Raw genomic sequence first — 16358 nt, 5'->3', positions numbered from 1 at the left:
GTAAAAGTAAGATTGATTTTAGGATTTTGCTGGAACGCTTTGGGCAGCAGGCATGGGCGCACAAGGGGCGGAAATCATAATGATGTCGCCTGCATTTCCGCCACGGGAAACGCTAAAGCCTGTTGCTATGCCAGAGGCTGCTAACGTGCCGTCCGCAGGATTAGCAAAGACGGGATCGCCTGCTTTCGTGTCCGCAGTGGAGACCGCCCAGTAATCGCCGCCTGTCATGAGGGGCGCTGGAAATCCAGCAGGAATAACGATAGAGCCTTCTTCATTTAAGGATTGCAGAATGGCCGTCATATCCAGAAGGACAAAAAGCCAACAGGGATAGCGCTGGCATCGCTGGCAGGGGCTGTATTGGAGACGGAAATGCCGTCTTCTTCCAACCAGCCAAAACGGCCGATTGTGAGACCTGAAAGACCCGCACGGAAACCAGCTTCTGGCGCAATGGCCGAACGGCGTGGATTGGCAGAGGCAATATCGCCCGCATAGCCAGAAGGAAGGGAATAGTTAATTTTATTTGGAAAAGTTATATTATTTATTTTCGTTCATGTTTTTTTATTTAGTTTAATTGAAATAAGATTTTCGTTTATTTATGGCGGGAAACGCTAAAAACACGCTCAAGACGTGTTTCATCATCTTCAAGCGCTGTATCAGAGGCGCAGTCGGCTTTTGGGGCGGAGTTTTTCTTTTTACCGCTTGTCGCTGAGTCTTCTGTCTCTTGGGATGTCGGTGGCTCTTTGAAGTTTTTTCCGAGAGCCGTTTTATGAATTTGTGAGATGAAAGCATCGGGCAGACCAGCGACCTTGAGATGCGCACTCACGAGTGGAATAAGTTCAGACGGCAGAGAGGATGGGGTATTTTCCCATTCCGTCTCTTTTGTATCGTCTAAATCTTCTTCCTCATTTTCTGTATTTTGTGGTGTATTTTCCATAGCATTATCTCTTGATAAAGGAGGGGATTTTGAAAGATTTTGTGTGTCTTTTTCAGCGTCTGGAGACGAAGAAGGCGCAGGAAAGCTCCCTTTGTTCGCCTTGATGGATTTTATCAATGGCTTTCTGATCCCAGATGGAAAGGGAATTTTCCAAATAAGGTTTTTTAAATACGCCTTGGCTGCCTGTTGCGCCAACGACCAGTTGTTTATGGGGCGTTTTAGCAGAAACATGAACATGCTCCATTAAAACGGGGAGAGAGTTAAAGGAAGGTGCGGCTTCGGCTAAGGCTTTTGGGCATTTTAAAAGCTGATAGATTTTATTAGGCTGGAGGCCAAGTTTTTGATAGTTGGGAATTTCTGCGCCCCGATACGGATTAACGCAGGCTTTTGAAATAGGGGTTGAATGAACATTGAGGCGACCATCCTCGTCAAAGGTGCGAACGGAACCCATTCGGTCAAAGGCAAGGGAAAACGCCTCCTGCTGTGAAAGCGTTTGGGAGGTCATATCATTATTGTCTCTTATTGATTAAATTTAATTTTTTATTTAGGAATATTTAAGTTTATTTTTATTTATTTGAATTTGAGATTCCGAAAAATTTTGCAAGACGGCTTTCATCTGTTTCCAGTATCGCCTGATCTTGCGCTATGGTTTGGGGTGCGGGGCGCGTGCATTGACTTCCCGCAGGGTGAGGGCTTGAAGTCCTTCTAAATTGATCTTCTCAGCCCTCACGCCGACTTGGGAAAGCCCATAGCGGTAAATCGCTTCGGGAGAGGCGCTATCCATGCCAAAAATCTGACCTGCCAAGGGGCGGACAGCCTCTTTGGCCTTTTGGATCTCGGCGCATTGCTGGCGCAAAAGGTCGAGATTGGCTTCGTCCAAAGCCGATGGCGGTGTGCTGTCCTCTCCTTTTCCCAGTGTTTTCAGGGCTGTTTGAAGGAGGTTTTCTAATTTGTTGGGAGGTAAGTGCATTTCTTCGAGTGTTTGAAGAAATTGTTTGGTGAGGTCTGGACGTGCGTCGTCCTTATCCGCTTTTGCGGAAATTGGGTTTTGAGATAGCGTTTTCATAAGGATTTCTTAATAAAGTGTTATAAGGGAAAGATTTGTAGATTAGTTTTGTAGATTAAGTTTGAATAAGAATTTTAGTGTGTGTTTTGGAATTTTAGACATAAAAAAACCGCTTAGCAGACGCTAAACGGAGATTTGAAAACCTGCTTTAATCTTTTTAAAAAAGCATAAAACAATCACATTGTAGATTTTTATAACATTTAGCATGTGGTGCGCCCGTCAAGGGACTTTTATAGCTTTTTTACAAAGTGCTTTTTTTTCTTTTGTGATGTTGCGCTGTTCGGCTTAAAATAACCGAAAAGGGCGCGTATCCTGTGCCTTCATCTATGATATTAAAAACGGAGGAAAAGGGGAGATGAGACACGTTCTTTTGCAAGAAAAACCTTTTTACGTCCGCTTTTTTCTTTTCCTTTGTGTAAGCTGCTTTTTACTGGCTTTGGTGTGGTACTTGCCAACCCCTGTTTTGTTTGCTGGAGAGGATGGAGCGCCCCTTTATTTCGATCCGCCTGATTTTAATCAGCCTCTTTCAAAAGACCCTGATAGCGAAGCGCCAGCGGATAAAGGTTATCAGATTGAAAGAACCTTTCGAGGAGTGGTCTGTTTTAAAACAGTGCCAGCAGGTTCGCCCAGTTTTGGCACGCCTATCCCTGAATTTGTCTCCACAGATACGTTGCTGAGATAAAATCGGTGTGGGCGTAAAGCAATAGCGTGAAAAATTTCTAAAAAAGATTGTTCTATTATACGTTCTGGGTATGATAGAGAAACAAGAGAAGCCTGCGCCGATAAGAGGACTTAAAGGCCCAAAGTTAAGTTAATGAGGAAACATGATCCCCGATAATATCCTGATTTTACCCAATTATACGAAGGCTTTTTTTCTACAGGTTCTCCTTCCTTCAGAACAGGAAGCCGGATGGGAGATTAAATCTTTTCAAGATGTTGTTCCAAATCTCGGCATGCCAGAGGGAACGATTACGGGGATTGGCTCTGGACGTGCTGCGCATTTTCAGAAGGAGGGTTCTGTTCTTGGGCGGTTTTACAGGATTGCAGGCGCTGAGGGCTATTTAATTATTTCTGTTCCCACGGGGAAAAATGCAGAGGGAAAATTTGTCTATCTGACACGGGTGATGAAAATCAATCTCAGTCAGCTCGGAGATGGCAAAGCAACCCCTGTAATTCCTGCTTTGACCCCCAAAGAATGCGAATTCATCACCGCCGATCATCCAGATTATCTTCTGACTGCAGAGGAAAAATTGCAAATTGAGGTGGGTTTTAACAATCTCAATGGGCTTTCCCGTTTGCCACCTGATCCTAGCTGTGATGCGATTGGCACGATGCTCGGCGATGTGATGCTGCATCATGAGTTGCAAATTTTAAGCTCTGTTCCCTCGCCTGCCCGCCATAAACTTAAAATTGAAGGGGAGGGGGGCAATAATGGCCGAACCATTTTGACCTTTGTTTGTGTCGGAATGCTGTTGCTTTTTATTGTGATTATTTTCTGGCAGAAGCATTTAACAAGCCCTGTAACCGAAAGCCCTGCTGGCGACAATACCAAGACGCAGGAACAACTTCAGCAGGAAGATACCAGCGATTATGCGGAATCTCCTTTCTCAACCTCTTCTCAACAAGAAGAAGCTAAAGCGGAAGAGGCTCAGAAAGCCGAAAGCGTTGCAGAAACACCAGCGCCAGCTTCTGAACCAGAAGAGGCACTCGAGGCAGAGGGGAATAAAAATCCTGAAAATTCTAGCACAGTATCTGAGCCAGAAGCCGTGGCGGAAAGTGCCAATGCCGTTGAGCCTAAGCCAGATGGCAATATAAATCAGGATGAGAACGAGGATGTTAGTCCTGATGCGCAACAGCCAAAACCAGCACTGATTGACGGCAATACAGAACAAAAATTAGAAGAAACAGATGAGCAGGCGCAGGTTGCCGATGAGATTAAACCTGCGAAACCTGCCAAAACGAAGGCAGAAGGGAAGAAATCAGCCCCAGCAGAAATAGTTGCGGAAACGCCTGTTCCTTTAAAACAGACACCTGTGAATGCGTCTGGCAATATGGCTGAGGATGAGGAAAATAGTGCCGTAAAGGATGCAAGTGCGTCTGTCCTGCCTTCTGATTCTCCTAATGCTTCTCAAGGAGATGCTTCTGATAAAGATGCGAATGATGCCCAAGAGCTGGCTTCTTTAGCCAAAGCAGATGAAGAAAAGGCTGAAAAAACAGCCGAAAAACAGCCAGAGGGCACACAATCCGAGCCAGCGGAAGTTAAAAAAGATCAGGCGCAAGACTCTGAGCAGGTTGCGCCAGCGGATCCTCTGCCAGAGGCATCGAGTGCAAGTGCCACTGCTAAAGCTCAAAAAAGCAAGGTGGATGCGGCCGTTAACAAAACCGTTTCCGCAGAGAAAAAAGAAGATTTAGCACAGCAAGGTGCGATTGCCCGAAATTCCAATATCCATAAGGATAATCAGTCCACGCAAAGTGTAAATGGTGCGCCAATCATAGAGGATGATTCCAATGATGATGGGGATCAGGATATGATGGCAGATCCAAAAAATACGCAGGCTTCTGCAAATGATAGTGAAGAAGTCATTTTGCCAGCAGGGCCAGAAGCAGATAATAGCCTGCCAACCTCTGCCCCTGTTCAAACGGCTGATGGCAGTAATACGTCTAAAGATAATCCTTTCTCACAGGATTATGACACGCAGGGGACAAGTGGCGCAGCCCTTGCGGACAGTTCGGAAATTCCAACCAATCCAACAGAAGGGGATGGGACATCTGTTGATCCACAGGCAAAACCTGTTCCTGAAGCCAATGGGGCTTCTGTTCCGGGCGATGCCGCTATGAAATCAGGCGATGTCACGAAGGCCTTACCGGGATCAAGAATGGAAGCAAGAAGTACCTCTAAACCAACAGCCTCTCAGGAAAAGAAAGAGATTGAGGAAAATACAGAGACTTTTTAAGTCTCTGTGAATCCTCTTCAGGCCGTTAATTTTTGCTGTTTGAGAGAAATAAGCTTGAGAAATCAGGCTTATTTCTCGTTAAAGGCGGCCTTTAAATGATCAAGGAAATAGCCCCAATGGATAAAATAGGCTTCCTTATTGACGGTCTTTTTGTTGGGTTTCCCTCTGAGTAAGAAATGGGCGTTTGCACGGCGCGCCATTTCCCCGTCCCGATCGTCCCGATCGCCAATCATAAGCGTCTCTTCTGCTGTAACGCCAGCTTTTTCCATGAGATAGAAGAGGCCTTTCGGATTGGGTTTGAGCGATTGAATTTCAGCATCTTCCGCCCAGTAAATATAGTCAGCGGTCAGATGGAGCTTGCTAATTTTATCTTCGGCAGGAAAATCAGAGAGAATACCGATTTTAATTTTATGCTGTTTTAGAAATTCAAAGACGTCTTCCATTTCTGGAAAACGGATATTTACAAGCCATGAAAGCGGTTTTTCATACAGCCACTCTTCGATAAAGACATCATATTCGTCAGAACTGAGATGGTATTTGGCCTGAATTTCTTTTTTTACTTTGGCGGAAAAATCAGGCGTATTGTCTTCTCCAAATTTTTCACGCAAATGCCGGTAATCTTGAATGATGTTAGAGGTGCGGAAGGAGCGGTTTTTCACCAGTTCCCATAATAGGCGGACAACCATGTTTCGCCGAATAGGAAACTGCGGATAAAGCGTCCCATCAACATCAAAAACAATGAGTTTAAGTTTCTCAAACGGAATGGCGGAAAAGGGCAATGAGGTTACCTAATGCAGAATATAAAAACCATTAGCCTATTATTATCCGATGCGAAAAAGCTTTAAAAGAGAGTAATTTATTCTTTTTTTTCGGAGGTGGTTTCAGAATCATTGGTTTTGGAAGGAGCGCTTGTCTTATTCGCAAAAAAGACAGTTGCTAATCCCCCACCAAAAATTGCGGCAAGACAAGCAATCGTGCCTGCACCACATTTTTGAAAAATGGCAAAAATGATTGCTCCCATAATTAAAATGGAAACACACAGCCCCATCCATTGGCCACGTTTTTCACTTTGAGCGGCATGATTGATTTCTAATTCTTTACAGAAAAGGCTTTTTTGAATCGCACCAGATTGAATATCAAGGTCTTTTTCAGCGAGTTTTAATTTCTTTTCTTGAAGTTTTATGAGACGATCTAATGCGCCAGGACAAATCAATTCATACTCACGGATTTCTTCTGGTGCTGGTAATGGCGCACTCCGCATCGTCCGTTGAACACCAACAATTTTTACGTTTTCAGAAGCAGAAGAAGCCCCTAGTTTTTCATGAATTTCTGTACGAATTTCTTCTGGCAGACTTTCAAGAGAAACCTCTATCTCTTTCGGTGGGGGATTAGGGGACGCTTCGTGCATAGATTATTAGACCGTATGCTGTACTGGTTTTGTTTCTTCTCGTTTCGCCAATTTAATCCGAACGACAGGAAAAAAATCATTTTCTATTTCATTTAGGATGGTATTGGAGAAAACGGAAGGGAATTTCTGTACAAGTTCCTGTTGCGTCATTTCTGGTGAAATGTTTCGCAAAGGCATGCGAGGAGAGGCGCAGAAATTTCCACAAAAAACTTTTGAAAATCCTTTTAAGAAAGCATTCATTTTACACCTCAATTTTTAAATTAGATTTTTCTAATTTATTTTCTCTTAAGATAAGAATTATCTGATATTGCGAAAGATTGCAAAACACTCTTTTGCCCTTTAGAGCCGAAAATTTTTGATTTTAGGCAGATGGCGCTGGTTTTGAATAAAGCTGTCCAGCCCATAGCGCAGCGCGTCAATCCAATGGTTGTTCTTATCCTCAATCAGAGGCAGAATCTCGCCTGTGAGACGGTTTGTCTGATAGGCATAAGACTGAAATTCCTTGGCAATTTTATAAGCCCGTTTATGAACATGGATTTCTTTAAAAGCTTTGAGGCGGGCGATGCCATCTTCCACTGAACCTGCCCATTTCTTGGCAGCGCTGATTTTAAATCCTTGCCGTGCGAGATAAGAGATTGTCTCTGGCCGAGCGCTGTCGGCTTTAATTGGCCATTTCTCGGCCTCTGGAATGGTTTTAAGAAGCGAAGGAAGATGGTCAAGTTCAATTTGCTGAGCGCCTTCCGCATAATCAATATAGAGGCTGTCTTTGACAATCCAACAGCGGATAAAGGCCGTCGGGTCTTGGGAAAAGCCAAAATCCATACCGAAATAGAAACGTATTTTATGGGGCGGTTCAAAACTCTCTTCTAAGAAAAGATTACGCTGAAAAATGAGTGCTTCGGAATGGCAGAGATAGCCACCTTCCCAAATATGCTGATAATGCGCAGGGTCAAGAAGCAGTGCATCTAATTGCCGTTCTTGGGAGAGTTCTTCGGAAAACCAGGGATTATCCCGCCAGTTGGCTTCAACAGCGCAAATATTTTTATTTTCGTGCGCTTGCGGAGACCGGAAAAACTGGTCGATAGGGCTGTCGAGCCTTTCAGGATTCCAACTCGCCCAGATTTGCGAGCCTGTTTTGCGGATTGTTGGACGTAATAAGCGCCATGAGCGTGCGCTGATAGATTGCGCCTCTTCAATCCATGCGAGATCAAACCCTTCTAAGGATTTGATAGAATCTGCATTATGATCCTGCAATCCCTGAAAGATAATCATACCGCCAGCAGGGGATCGGATAAATTGTTCTTGAATTTCAAAAAAAGCACCGAGATTGAGATAGTGAATTTTATCAATAAGGGTTTGTCGTGCGGAGAAACGGATAGATTTTTGAATTTCACGCACGCAGACGGTCCGATAGCCAGGACGTGAGAGGGCATTTTTGATTAAAAGCTCTGCAAAAAAATGAGATTTGCCAGAACTGCGTCCGCCATAAACGCCAAGATAGCGGGCTTTGGAAGTTAAAAGAGGCTGGGAAACACGGGCAGCGTAACTGTGTAAAATAGAAAGATTCATGGAAAAGCCTTTGTGAAAAGCGATTTCCCAGAAAGCAAAGATAAAAAAAGACCTCTGCCGGGGTGGGGGGTAGCAGAGGCCTTTTTAATGAATATATTTAATCATATAATCAGCAAGGGAACGAAACAAATTGCGTCTATTCCTTTGCGCCCTCCTTATCGTATGTTTGCTTTTAAGATGCAAGAACGAAAAGCAGAAAAAGTCATTCTCGGCTTAGAAAGATTTGATTTCTGGGATTTTTTAAATTAAGTGAATGTTGTTTTTTGCGAAAAGAGAAGTGTCTTATTAAAGGCTGGCTTTGTAAGAAGACACGCTTTAAGCTCTAAACGCTTTATGCAAAGAAAGAGGCTATCTCGGGGTTATGTTAGGAAAAGGGCGTTTGGATATGCGTAAAAAAGGTACGTCTTCTCTCATTTTAGGGGCTGTTTTTGTCATTAGTATGCCGTGCTTTGCCGTCCATGCTGAGGAAAAGCAGACAGATAAAAATTTTAAAACCTCTGTTTTACAGTCTGAGGAAGACCCCGAGCTTGCCCGCCTTCGGAAAAATGCGGAGGAAGGGGATGCTCAAGCGCAGTATGACCTTGGGGATTGCTATGCGAGCGGCGAATGTCCTGCCAATGAGAAAGATGTCTCTAAAAAGGATTTGAAAGGCATTATTCACGGTGAGGATATGCGCACTGTTCCTTTCGGCGAGATGAAAGCGGCGGAATGGTGGCAGAAATCAGCAGCGCAAGGCAATATGAAGGCGCAATATAGCCTTGCTGTTCTCTATCATAGCGGTCGAGGCGTCCCGTTTGACTATGAGAAAGCTTTTGCGCTTTTTAAGGCTGCCGCTGATCAGGGAGACGGCCAGTCGATGTATAATGTCGCTCAAGCCTATGAAATCGGGGAAGGCACCGCAGAGAATGATGAAAAAGCGGTAGAATATTATCTCAAAGCGATCGAAAAGAATGTCGCAGGGGCGTCGGTCAATTTAAGGGCGCTTTATAAGCGCCATCCAGAACTGCATCATTAAGAGGCGCTTGTGAGTCACTCTGTTGTCTTTGTTGTTTTTATAGATAGAATGGGGCGTTATTTAGAACAGAGAGTAAAAGATTCTGCAAGAAGACGAAACCGCATGAAAGATAAAGGGCGAAACAAGGATGCGAAAAAAACTTGCTGGTGTAGCATTGGCTTTTGGGGCGGTGTTTTTGCCAAGTACAAGCTGTCTGGCAGAGTCAGATTCCGAATCCGAATCCCAGCAACCTTCTGCAGAATTGCCTGTTGCGGAGGCGTCTCCTTCTGAAAAGCTTTCCTCTTCGTTTTTTCGGCCAGGGATTTTTTCAAAAATTGCGAAAATTGTTTCAGGGTCGGTTGCAACCGATGATATTCCTTCGCTCCAGAAAGAAGCAGAAGCTGGTAACCCAGAAGCGCAGTTTATTCTGGGATTCATCTATGCCAAGGGCAAAGGGGTTGTGCAGGATAATCTCAAAGCAGCCGAATTATGGGGAGAAGCTGCCGATCACGGCCATGTGCTTGCCCAGCATAATTTAGGCATTCTCTATGAAGAGGGCGCAGGCGTTCCGCAAGATTACGCTAAGGCCGCAGAATTTTATAAAAAAGCCGCCAGTGGGGGCAATGCCGAGGCAGAGTATAATCTTGGCACGCTCTATGAGCGTGGCGAAGGGGTGCAGCAGGACGCAGGCAAGGCCACCGAGCTGTATCAAAAAGCCGCAGCGCAGGGCAATGTCGATGCAGAATATAACCTAGCCAATGATTATGCCAAAGGCGATGGCGTTCCCCAGAATTATGCCAAAGCAGTTGATCTTTTTGAAAAAGCCGCCGCCCAAGGGGATTCACAGGCGCAGTATAATCTTGGCATTCTCTATGAGCACGGAAAAGGTGTTGGGAAAAGCTATGCGAAAGCGGCCAGCCTGTACCGTATGGCGGCAGAGCAGGACGATGCGCAGGCGGCTTATAATCTGGCGGTTTTGTACGAGCATGGATTAGGCGTGCCCAAAAATTATTTTAAAGCGGCGGAATATTATCAAAAAGCCTCTGACAGAGGCTATGCGGATGCGCAATATAATCTTGGGAATGCTTATGTAAATGGCGAAGGTGTGCCCCAGAATAACACGAAAGCGGTCGCACTTTGGCAAAAATCAGCAGATCAGGGCTATGCGCTGGCACAGTTAAACTTAGCGCAGGCCTATGAGCAAGGGGTTGGGATTGAGCAGGATTATGGTAAAGCGGCTGAGTTTTATAAAAAAGCCGCCGATCAGGGAAATACAAAGGCGCAAAAAGCGCTAGAGGAACTCTACAAAGCGCATACAGAACTCCGTTCGCAGGAAGGGCTTGGCATGGCCTATGAGCAAGGCCAAGGCGTGCCGCAGGATTTGGTAAAAGCCGCAGAGTTTTATAAAAAAGCGGCGGATCGAGGCGATGAAAAAGCCCAACTGGCTTTAGAAGATTTGTATGTGCAGCATCCGGAGTTGCGGGCACAGGAATATGTGAATTCCCCTTCTGAGCTGGCCAAACCAATTTTGCCAGAATCTGATTCAGAAGGCAGTAAAGGCGAAGATAAGGACCTTTAAACAGTTTTTCTTTGGAGGAGGGGATGGGAATGGCATTTTTGCTTGTGGCACTTATGGCGGGAAGCGCTTTTTTAGGCTTTAAGTTTTTAAGAAACTTTTTAAACCATCACAAACACCTCTCTTTAGCTTCCCCTGTCCCTGAAAAAGAAATCTTGGAAAAAGCGGCCGAAGCTGGCAATGCGCAGGCGCAATATGATCTCGGTCATCTCTATCGCAAAGGCAAAGATGTCCCCCAAAATTGGGAAAAAACCGTTGAACTTTGGGAGAAATCTTCCCGTCAGGAATATGCGCCTGCTCTGCTGGCGTTAGCCCTTCTGTATGAAACAGGGCAAGGGGTCGCGCAAGATCTTTCCCATGCGAGGGCACTTTATCAAAAAGCGGCTGCACAGGGCGATGATAAGGCGCAGTTAGCGCTGGCGGTTTTCTATGAAAAAGGGGAGGTTTTCGCACAAGATTACGCTAAAGCAGCTGAATTTTATGCCAAGGCCGCTGCTCAAGGCAATGCGTCAGCCCAATATCATTTAGGGGTTTTATATGCCAATGGCCAAGGGGTCAGGCAGAATCTCGCCCAAGCTGTGATTTGTTATCAAAAAGCCGCCGATCAAGGCGATGCGGATGCGCAATATAATTTGGCAACCTTGTATGCGATGGGGCAAGGCGTGCCTCAAAGTTGGCAGCAAGCTGAAAAATGGTGGCAAAAAGCGGCCGATCAAGGAGACACAGAGGCTAAGTATAATTTAGAGATGATGGCACAAAGAGGCCTTAGCCTTGCCCATCATCAGGCCATGAAAGAAGCCAAATTGCAGGAAGAGGCCGAGGACCGAAAATACGATACCGCCCAACTGGTCTTAGATCGACTTTACGAAAAACACCCAGAACTAATGCCGTGATGTCAAAAGAGGGCATTTTTGGGCTAAAGCTTTGTAAGCATGATGAAGCGAAAAGAAGAGGGAAAGAGGGGCAGGTGAAGCGGGATGCGTCTTAAAATTTCAGGGCGTTTTGGGGCGTTAAGCGCTTTTTGTGGTATTGGCATGGCAGTGTTCATTGCTGGCTGTGCCGTCCATCCTCCGCCTTTGCACCCTACCAATTTAAAGCGTTTGAATAGTGTGCTTGCGGAAGGGCGTAAAGCGCCCGATCTGCTGGCTGTGCAAAAGTCTGCCGAGGCGGGCAGTCCCTCAGACGAATATAATTTAGGAGTGTTTTACTTTAAAGGGGTTGGTGTGCCCCAAGATGATGCCAAAGCGGTTGAATTATGGCAGGAATCTGCCGATCAGAATTATGCGCTGGCGCAATATAATTTGGGGCTTTTATATGCGCAGGGCAGAGGCGTGCCTCAAAGTTACGTTAAAGCAGCGGAACTTTATCAAAGGGCAGCAACGCAGGGCGATGCGCTGGCGCAGTATCATCTCGGCGTTTTTTATGAAAATGGCAGAGGGGTCAAGCTGGATTATGAAAGAGCCGCCGAACTTTACCAACAGGCCGCAGAGCAAGGGATTGCGGAGGCGCAGTCTAATTTAGGCATGTTTTATACTTATGGCAGAGGCGTGCCTAAAAATTATCTCAAAGCGGCTGATTTATATCAGGAGGCGGCTGATCAGGGGCTTGCCGAGGCGCAGTATAATTTAGGTTTTGCCTATGCCAGAGGGGAAGGACGGCATCAGGATTATACAAAGGCTGTGGAATGGTGGCAAAAATCGGCTAATCAAGGCTATGTGCCAGCACAATTTAATTTAGGGCTGGCTTATGAGGGCGGTGTCGGCGTTACACAGGATTATTTAAAAGCGGCAGAGCTTTTCAGGCAGGCGGCAAGTCAGGGCAATAAGCGGGCAAAGGCTTCTTTGAAAGACCTTTACCAAATGTATCCGACCCTGCGCCCCGAGCCAACCAGCGCCTTTGGGATTCTCGTTGCGAAGGCAAAAGCGGAAGCTGAAGAACACACGCCAGACTTTATACGGGGGGATTAACTTAAACAAGACAATTTTTGTCTAAAATAACAGTTGGGCAAAGGGGCAATCTGTGCTTTAGTTAAAAGACCATACCATGTGCATTGCGTGAAGATGCGCACACCATAGAGCCCCTTGGGGGCTCTGTCTAAGGACGAAAGGTGATGAGGGATGCATAATGTGCTTGCAGCCGTTGCTTTAGGGGTCGTTTTTTTTACCAGTACTGTTTGCTTTGCCGCATCAGCGCAGCTGGAAACGGACTCTGAGCATATAAAAGTAACGGCTAAGCCGTCTCTGTTGAAAAATCAGAATATTAAGTCCCTAGAGGAGCGTGTGAAGGAAGGCGACCAGCAGGCGATGCTGGATTTAGGCGGATTTTACGAAAGGGGAAGCGGTGCTCCAAAATCTCCTTCCAAAGCGGCAAAACTTTATAGCAAGGCTGCGCATAGAGGCAATATGCAGGCCGAAGTCCGCTTAGGCACGCTGTATTTTGACGGCAGAGGTGTGCCTCAAAATGACGCAAAGGCTGTTGAGCTTTTCCAAAAGGCTGCGGAGGAAAATGATCCTTGCGCAATTTCTTCGCTTGCTTATGCCTATGCAACGGGACGAGGCGTGCCGCAAGATTCAAATATGGCTTCTATTTTGTTTCATAAAGCCATTGATTTAGAGAACATGCAGGCACAGACAGAATTAGCAGCGGAAGTAGAGAAAAAAGAAAAGAGTTTTGAGCAAAAAAGGGCTCTTAACCGAACTTTTTATAAGCAGGCGGTTAATCAAGAATATCGTAACGTGCAAGAGGCTACCAAGGCATTTTATATGGCACATTGAGCTTTGCATTCTGGTCTTTGAAAGAGGGAAAGTTTGTCTTAAATCAATATTAGGCAAAGCTGGAAATCTGTGCTTTAGTCAGAAAAAGTGTACGCATAAACTAAGAATGCGTAGGCTATGGCAGCCCTTAGACGGGCTTTCTAAAGATGAAAGGTAAAGAGGAATGCAGAAGAATTTTGCTGTCATTGCTTTAAGTGCCATTTTTTTGACAAATACATCTTGTTTTGCAGCCTCTGCTAAGCAAGGGGAAATACCTTCAAAACAAACCGCTGCTGAGAATGCCAAGTCGCTTCGGGAAAAAATTCGGATGTTGCAGGATCGGGTAAAGGCTGGCGATCAACAGGCGATGCTCGATTTAGGGGGCTTTTATGAAAGGGGCAATGGCGTTCTAAAATCCCCTGCCAAAGCGGTAAAACTTTATTATAAAGCTGTCCGCAGAGGCAATATTCAGGCCGAGGTTCGTTTAGGCACATTATATTTTGACGGCAGAGGCGTTCGCCAAAATGATGCGAAAGCCATTGAGTATTTTCAAAAAGCGGCAGATAGAAATGATCCTTATGCCATTTCTTCTTTAGCCTATGCGTATGCAAATGGGCGTGGCGTGCCCCAAGATTCCAATAAAGCGGCTTTATTGTTCCGTGAAGCTTCAGATTTGGCCAAAATTCAGTCAGACGCCCGTTTGTCTGAAGAGGCGAATGAAAAAGCAGAAGCGCTTGAAGAAAAAAAAGCGGAAAGCCACACCTATTATAAACAGGCGATCAATCAGGAATATACGAATGTGCAAGAGGCAACGAAGGAATTTTACAGGGCGCATCCAAAATTGCACTCTGAGAATTAAGGGTTTCCTAAGGTAATCTTTATTGCCAGAAGGGAGCATTGCCTCCTCTAAAACAGAAACTTTTTTCGGGGATTTTTGCCACGCCATTTTTATGTTTTTGCAACGATCTATCCTTCTTTCAAAACTTTTTTTACCTTAATGACGGGTAGACGCCATGGAATACGCAAATTGCGTTTGAAAGCGGATTGTGAGGAAAGGCCGGAAAATATGTTTGGAAAACAAATTTATGCTGTTTTGGCATTGAGTGCCGTTTTTTTGACAGGGACAAGCGCTTTGGCCGAAGATTTCGTAGATCAGCGTGTCGATCAAGCCATGGATAAAGCGGAAAGTGCTGAAATCAAGGCTTTGCAAGAAGAAGCAAATGGCGGAGATGCCTCTGCTCAGCTAGAGCTTGGAACGCTTTATCAAAATGGCCAAGGCGTGCCTCAAGATAACGCCAAGGCCGCAGAATTATGGACAAAAGCGGCCAATCAGGGACTTGCAGCTGCACAGTTCAATCTCGGGCTTTTATATCAAAATGGGGATGGTGTGCCCAAGGATACGGCAAAAGCGGCGGAATGGTACCAAAAAGCAGCCGATCAAGGCGATGCCGAGGCGCAATTTTCCCTCGCCCTCCTTTACGTTCAAGGGCAAGGTGTTAAAAAGAGTCCGCCAGAAGCAGCAAGACTATATCAAAAGGCGGCCGATCAAGGGCATGAAAAGGCAAAAAAGGGATTGGAAGGGCTTTATCAACAGCATCCAGACTTGCGCCCAAAAAGCCCGTAATTATCCATAAAACGAACTTAAATGAAAATTAAATAAAAGCCTGATGGGCATTGAAAGGGAAGCAGGAATGCTGAGAAAAAGTCTGAGTGCATCGGAAATCTCTTTTTTGGAGCAGGAAGCAGAATCAGGAAATGCCGAAGCGCAATTCCATTTAGGTTTTTTGTATGAAAAAGGGCATGTTTTGCCTCAAGATTATGCAAAGGCAGAAGCTTTTTACCAAAAAGCGGTCGATCAAGGCCATGTAAACGCCCAGTATAATTTGGGCGTTTTATATGCGCATGGCATGGGTAATTATGTCAAAGCCCTCGCCCTTTGGGAAAAGGCGGCAGCCCAAGGCGATCTTAAGGCATTTTCGAGCCTTGGTTTTCTCTATGCAAATGGACAGGGTGTGTCTCAAAATTATGGCAAAGCTGCTGAATTTTGGGAAAAAGTCGCTGAAAAAGGCGATGTGCAGGCGCAGCTTAATCTCGGGCTTTTATACGAAAATGGGGACGGCGTGCCTCAGAGCTATTCGAAAGCCGCCGATTTTTATCAAAAAGCCTCGGACCAAGCCTATGCGCCTGCCCAATTCAATCTCGGCAGGCTTTATCACGAGGGAAAAGGTGTCCCTCAAAATGAGACGGATGCTGTGGCCTTTTATGAACGGGCAGCCCGTCAGAATTATCCGCAGGCGCAATATCATCTCGGGCTTTTATACGATAACGGAGAGGGTGTGCCCCAAAGCGCCTCTCAAGCGGCGGAATATTATCAAAAAGCCGCAGAGCAGGGCTATGCCAAGGCGCAATATAATTTGGCGATTGCCTATGATAATGGGGATGGCGTGCCCCAAAGCCATGCAATAGCGGTTGAATGGCTTGAGAAAGCAGCCCAGCAGGGACATGCGCTCGCACAGCATAATTTAGCGCTTTCCTATGAAAATGGCGAAGGGGTTCTTCAAAATTCTGAGAAAGCGGCCGAACTCTATCAAAAGGCGGCCAATCAAGGCTATGCGCCTGCGCAATATAATCTTGGCCTCCTTTATGCCAAAGGGGAAGGCGTGCCTCAAAATGAGGTGAAAGCAGCGGAATTTTACCTGCTTGCCGCTCGTCAGGGCGATGCTGAAGCGCAGTCTAATCTCGGGCTTTTATATGAGAATGGCAGAGGCGTGCCTCAAAGCCATGAAAAAGCGGTCGAATGGTATCAAAAAGCGGCAGAACAAGGCGATGTTGAGGCACAATATAATCTTGCTTTGTCCTATGAGAATGGCGAAGGCGTGCCCCAGAGTCACGAAAAAGCAGCGGAATTTTACCAGCTCGCAGCTGATCAAGGCTATGCGCCTGCGCAATATAATCTTGGTTTTGCCTATCAAAATGGAGATGGCGTGCCACAAGATTCTGAAAAAGCGGCTGAACTTTGGAAAGAAGCGGCCGACCAAGGCGATGAGGATGCGCAGGCGGCTCTGTCAGAACTTTATATGGCCCATCCAGAATTACGGGATTAA

The 16358-nt window shown here is 45.7% G+C and carries 19 protein-coding genes; 11 read left to right on the top strand and 8 right to left on the bottom strand.

All coding sequences use genetic code 11. The features are described from left to right. Positions 1-18: 18 nt before the first annotated feature. On the bottom strand, positions 19-300 hold the full coding sequence (locus tag FAI40_04475) for a hypothetical protein (GenBank protein ID QCE34663.1): 282 nt from the start codon (positions 298-300) through the stop codon (positions 19-21). On the opposite strand from FAI40_04475, the gene FAI40_04470 reads away from it, so the two are divergent. After that, entirely contained in the window at positions 283-492 is a 210-nt protein-coding gene (locus FAI40_04470; protein ID QCE34662.1) for a hypothetical protein, read from the top strand. The genes FAI40_04475 and FAI40_04470 overlap by 18 nt on opposite strands. Positions 493-589: 97 nt before the next feature. Here FAI40_04470 and FAI40_04465 read toward each other — a convergent pair whose 3' ends face one another. The 3 genes from FAI40_04465 to FAI40_04455 all read right to left on the bottom strand — a co-directional run bounded on the left by FAI40_04465 (position 590) and on the right by FAI40_04455 (position 2000). Continuing rightward, positions 590-934 (bottom strand): hypothetical protein, encoded by a 345-nt coding sequence (locus FAI40_04465; GenBank protein ID QCE34661.1) that lies wholly within the window; start codon positions 932-934, stop codon positions 590-592. Positions 935-986: 52 nt separating this feature from the next. Further along, the gene (locus tag FAI40_04460) at positions 987-1439 is read right to left on the bottom strand and encodes a DUF2213 domain-containing protein (GenBank protein QCE34660.1); all 453 of its coding nucleotides are present in this window, start codon (positions 1437-1439) and stop codon (positions 987-989) included. A 138-nt stretch (positions 1440-1577) separates the two neighbouring features. After that, a complete protein-coding gene (locus FAI40_04455; protein ID QCE34659.1) occupies positions 1578-2000 on the bottom strand; it encodes a hypothetical protein in 423 nt (140 codons plus the stop codon). Between the two features lie 355 nt (positions 2001-2355). Between FAI40_04455 and FAI40_04450 the strand changes: the two genes are divergently transcribed. Both FAI40_04450 and FAI40_04445 read left to right on the top strand, forming a co-directional pair. Then, entirely contained in the window at positions 2356-2682 is a 327-nt protein-coding gene (locus FAI40_04450; protein ID QCE34658.1) for a hypothetical protein, read from the top strand. Positions 2683-2824: 142 nt separating this feature from the next. Beyond that, positions 2825-4954: a hypothetical protein gene (locus FAI40_04445; protein QCE34657.1), complete on the top strand. Its 2130-nt coding sequence runs from the start codon at positions 2825-2827 to the stop codon at positions 4952-4954. A 68-nt stretch (positions 4955-5022) separates the two neighbouring features. Here FAI40_04445 and FAI40_04440 read toward each other — a convergent pair whose 3' ends face one another. From FAI40_04440 to FAI40_04425, 4 genes are all read right to left on the bottom strand, one after another. Continuing rightward, a complete protein-coding gene (locus FAI40_04440) occupies positions 5023-5733 on the bottom strand; it encodes an HAD family hydrolase (protein ID QCE34656.1) in 711 nt (236 codons plus the stop codon). Positions 5734-5810: 77 nt separating this feature from the next. Continuing rightward, a complete protein-coding gene (locus FAI40_04435) occupies positions 5811-6362 on the bottom strand; it encodes a hypothetical protein (GenBank protein QCE34655.1) in 552 nt (183 codons plus the stop codon). Between the two features lie 6 nt (positions 6363-6368). Continuing rightward, complete coding sequence (locus tag FAI40_04430; GenBank protein QCE34654.1) at positions 6369-6602, bottom strand: hypothetical protein; 234 nt, start codon at positions 6600-6602, stop codon at positions 6369-6371. Between the two features lie 99 nt (positions 6603-6701). Further along, positions 6702-7931 carry a PBSX family phage terminase large subunit gene (locus FAI40_04425; protein QCE34653.1) on the bottom strand — a complete coding sequence of 410 codons (1230 nt, stop codon included), beginning with the start codon at positions 7929-7931 and terminating at the stop codon, positions 6702-6704. A gap of 361 nt (positions 7932-8292) precedes the next feature. On the opposite strand from FAI40_04425, the gene FAI40_04420 reads away from it, so the two are divergent. The 8 genes from FAI40_04420 (at position 8293) to FAI40_04385 (ending at position 16358) form a co-directional block, all read left to right on the top strand. After that, a complete protein-coding gene (locus tag FAI40_04420; GenBank protein ID QCE34652.1) occupies positions 8293-8946 on the top strand; it encodes a sel1 repeat family protein in 654 nt (217 codons plus the stop codon). Positions 8947-9073: 127 nt separating this feature from the next. Further along, positions 9074-10504 (top strand): SEL1-like repeat protein, encoded by a 1431-nt coding sequence (locus tag FAI40_04415; protein QCE34651.1) that lies wholly within the window; start codon positions 9074-9076, stop codon positions 10502-10504. Between the two features lie 23 nt (positions 10505-10527). Beyond that, a complete protein-coding gene (locus tag FAI40_04410) occupies positions 10528-11394 on the top strand; it encodes a sel1 repeat family protein (GenBank protein ID QCE34650.1) in 867 nt (288 codons plus the stop codon). Between the two features lie 84 nt (positions 11395-11478). Further along, positions 11479-12468 carry a sel1 repeat family protein gene (locus tag FAI40_04405; GenBank protein ID QCE34649.1) on the top strand — a complete coding sequence of 330 codons (990 nt, stop codon included), beginning with the start codon at positions 11479-11481 and terminating at the stop codon, positions 12466-12468. Positions 12469-12618: 150 nt separating this feature from the next. Beyond that, positions 12619-13275 carry a sel1 repeat family protein gene (locus tag FAI40_04400; protein QCE34648.1) on the top strand — a complete coding sequence of 219 codons (657 nt, stop codon included), beginning with the start codon at positions 12619-12621 and terminating at the stop codon, positions 13273-13275. Between the two features lie 163 nt (positions 13276-13438). Next, the gene (locus FAI40_04395; protein QCE34647.1) at positions 13439-14113 is read left to right on the top strand and encodes a sel1 repeat family protein; all 675 of its coding nucleotides are present in this window, start codon (positions 13439-13441) and stop codon (positions 14111-14113) included. Between the two features lie 75 nt (positions 14114-14188). Beyond that, positions 14189-14878: a sel1 repeat family protein gene (locus FAI40_04390; GenBank protein QCE34646.1), complete on the top strand. Its 690-nt coding sequence runs from the start codon at positions 14189-14191 to the stop codon at positions 14876-14878. 43 nt (positions 14879-14921) lie between these two features. Next, a complete protein-coding gene (locus tag FAI40_04385) occupies positions 14922-16358 on the top strand; it encodes a sel1 repeat family protein (protein QCE34645.1) in 1437 nt (478 codons plus the stop codon).

Source organism: Acetobacteraceae bacterium (assembly GCA_004843345.1).
Lineage (GTDB): Bacteria > Pseudomonadota > Alphaproteobacteria > Acetobacterales > Acetobacteraceae.
This window is presented reverse-complemented; position numbering and strand designations above follow the sequence as displayed.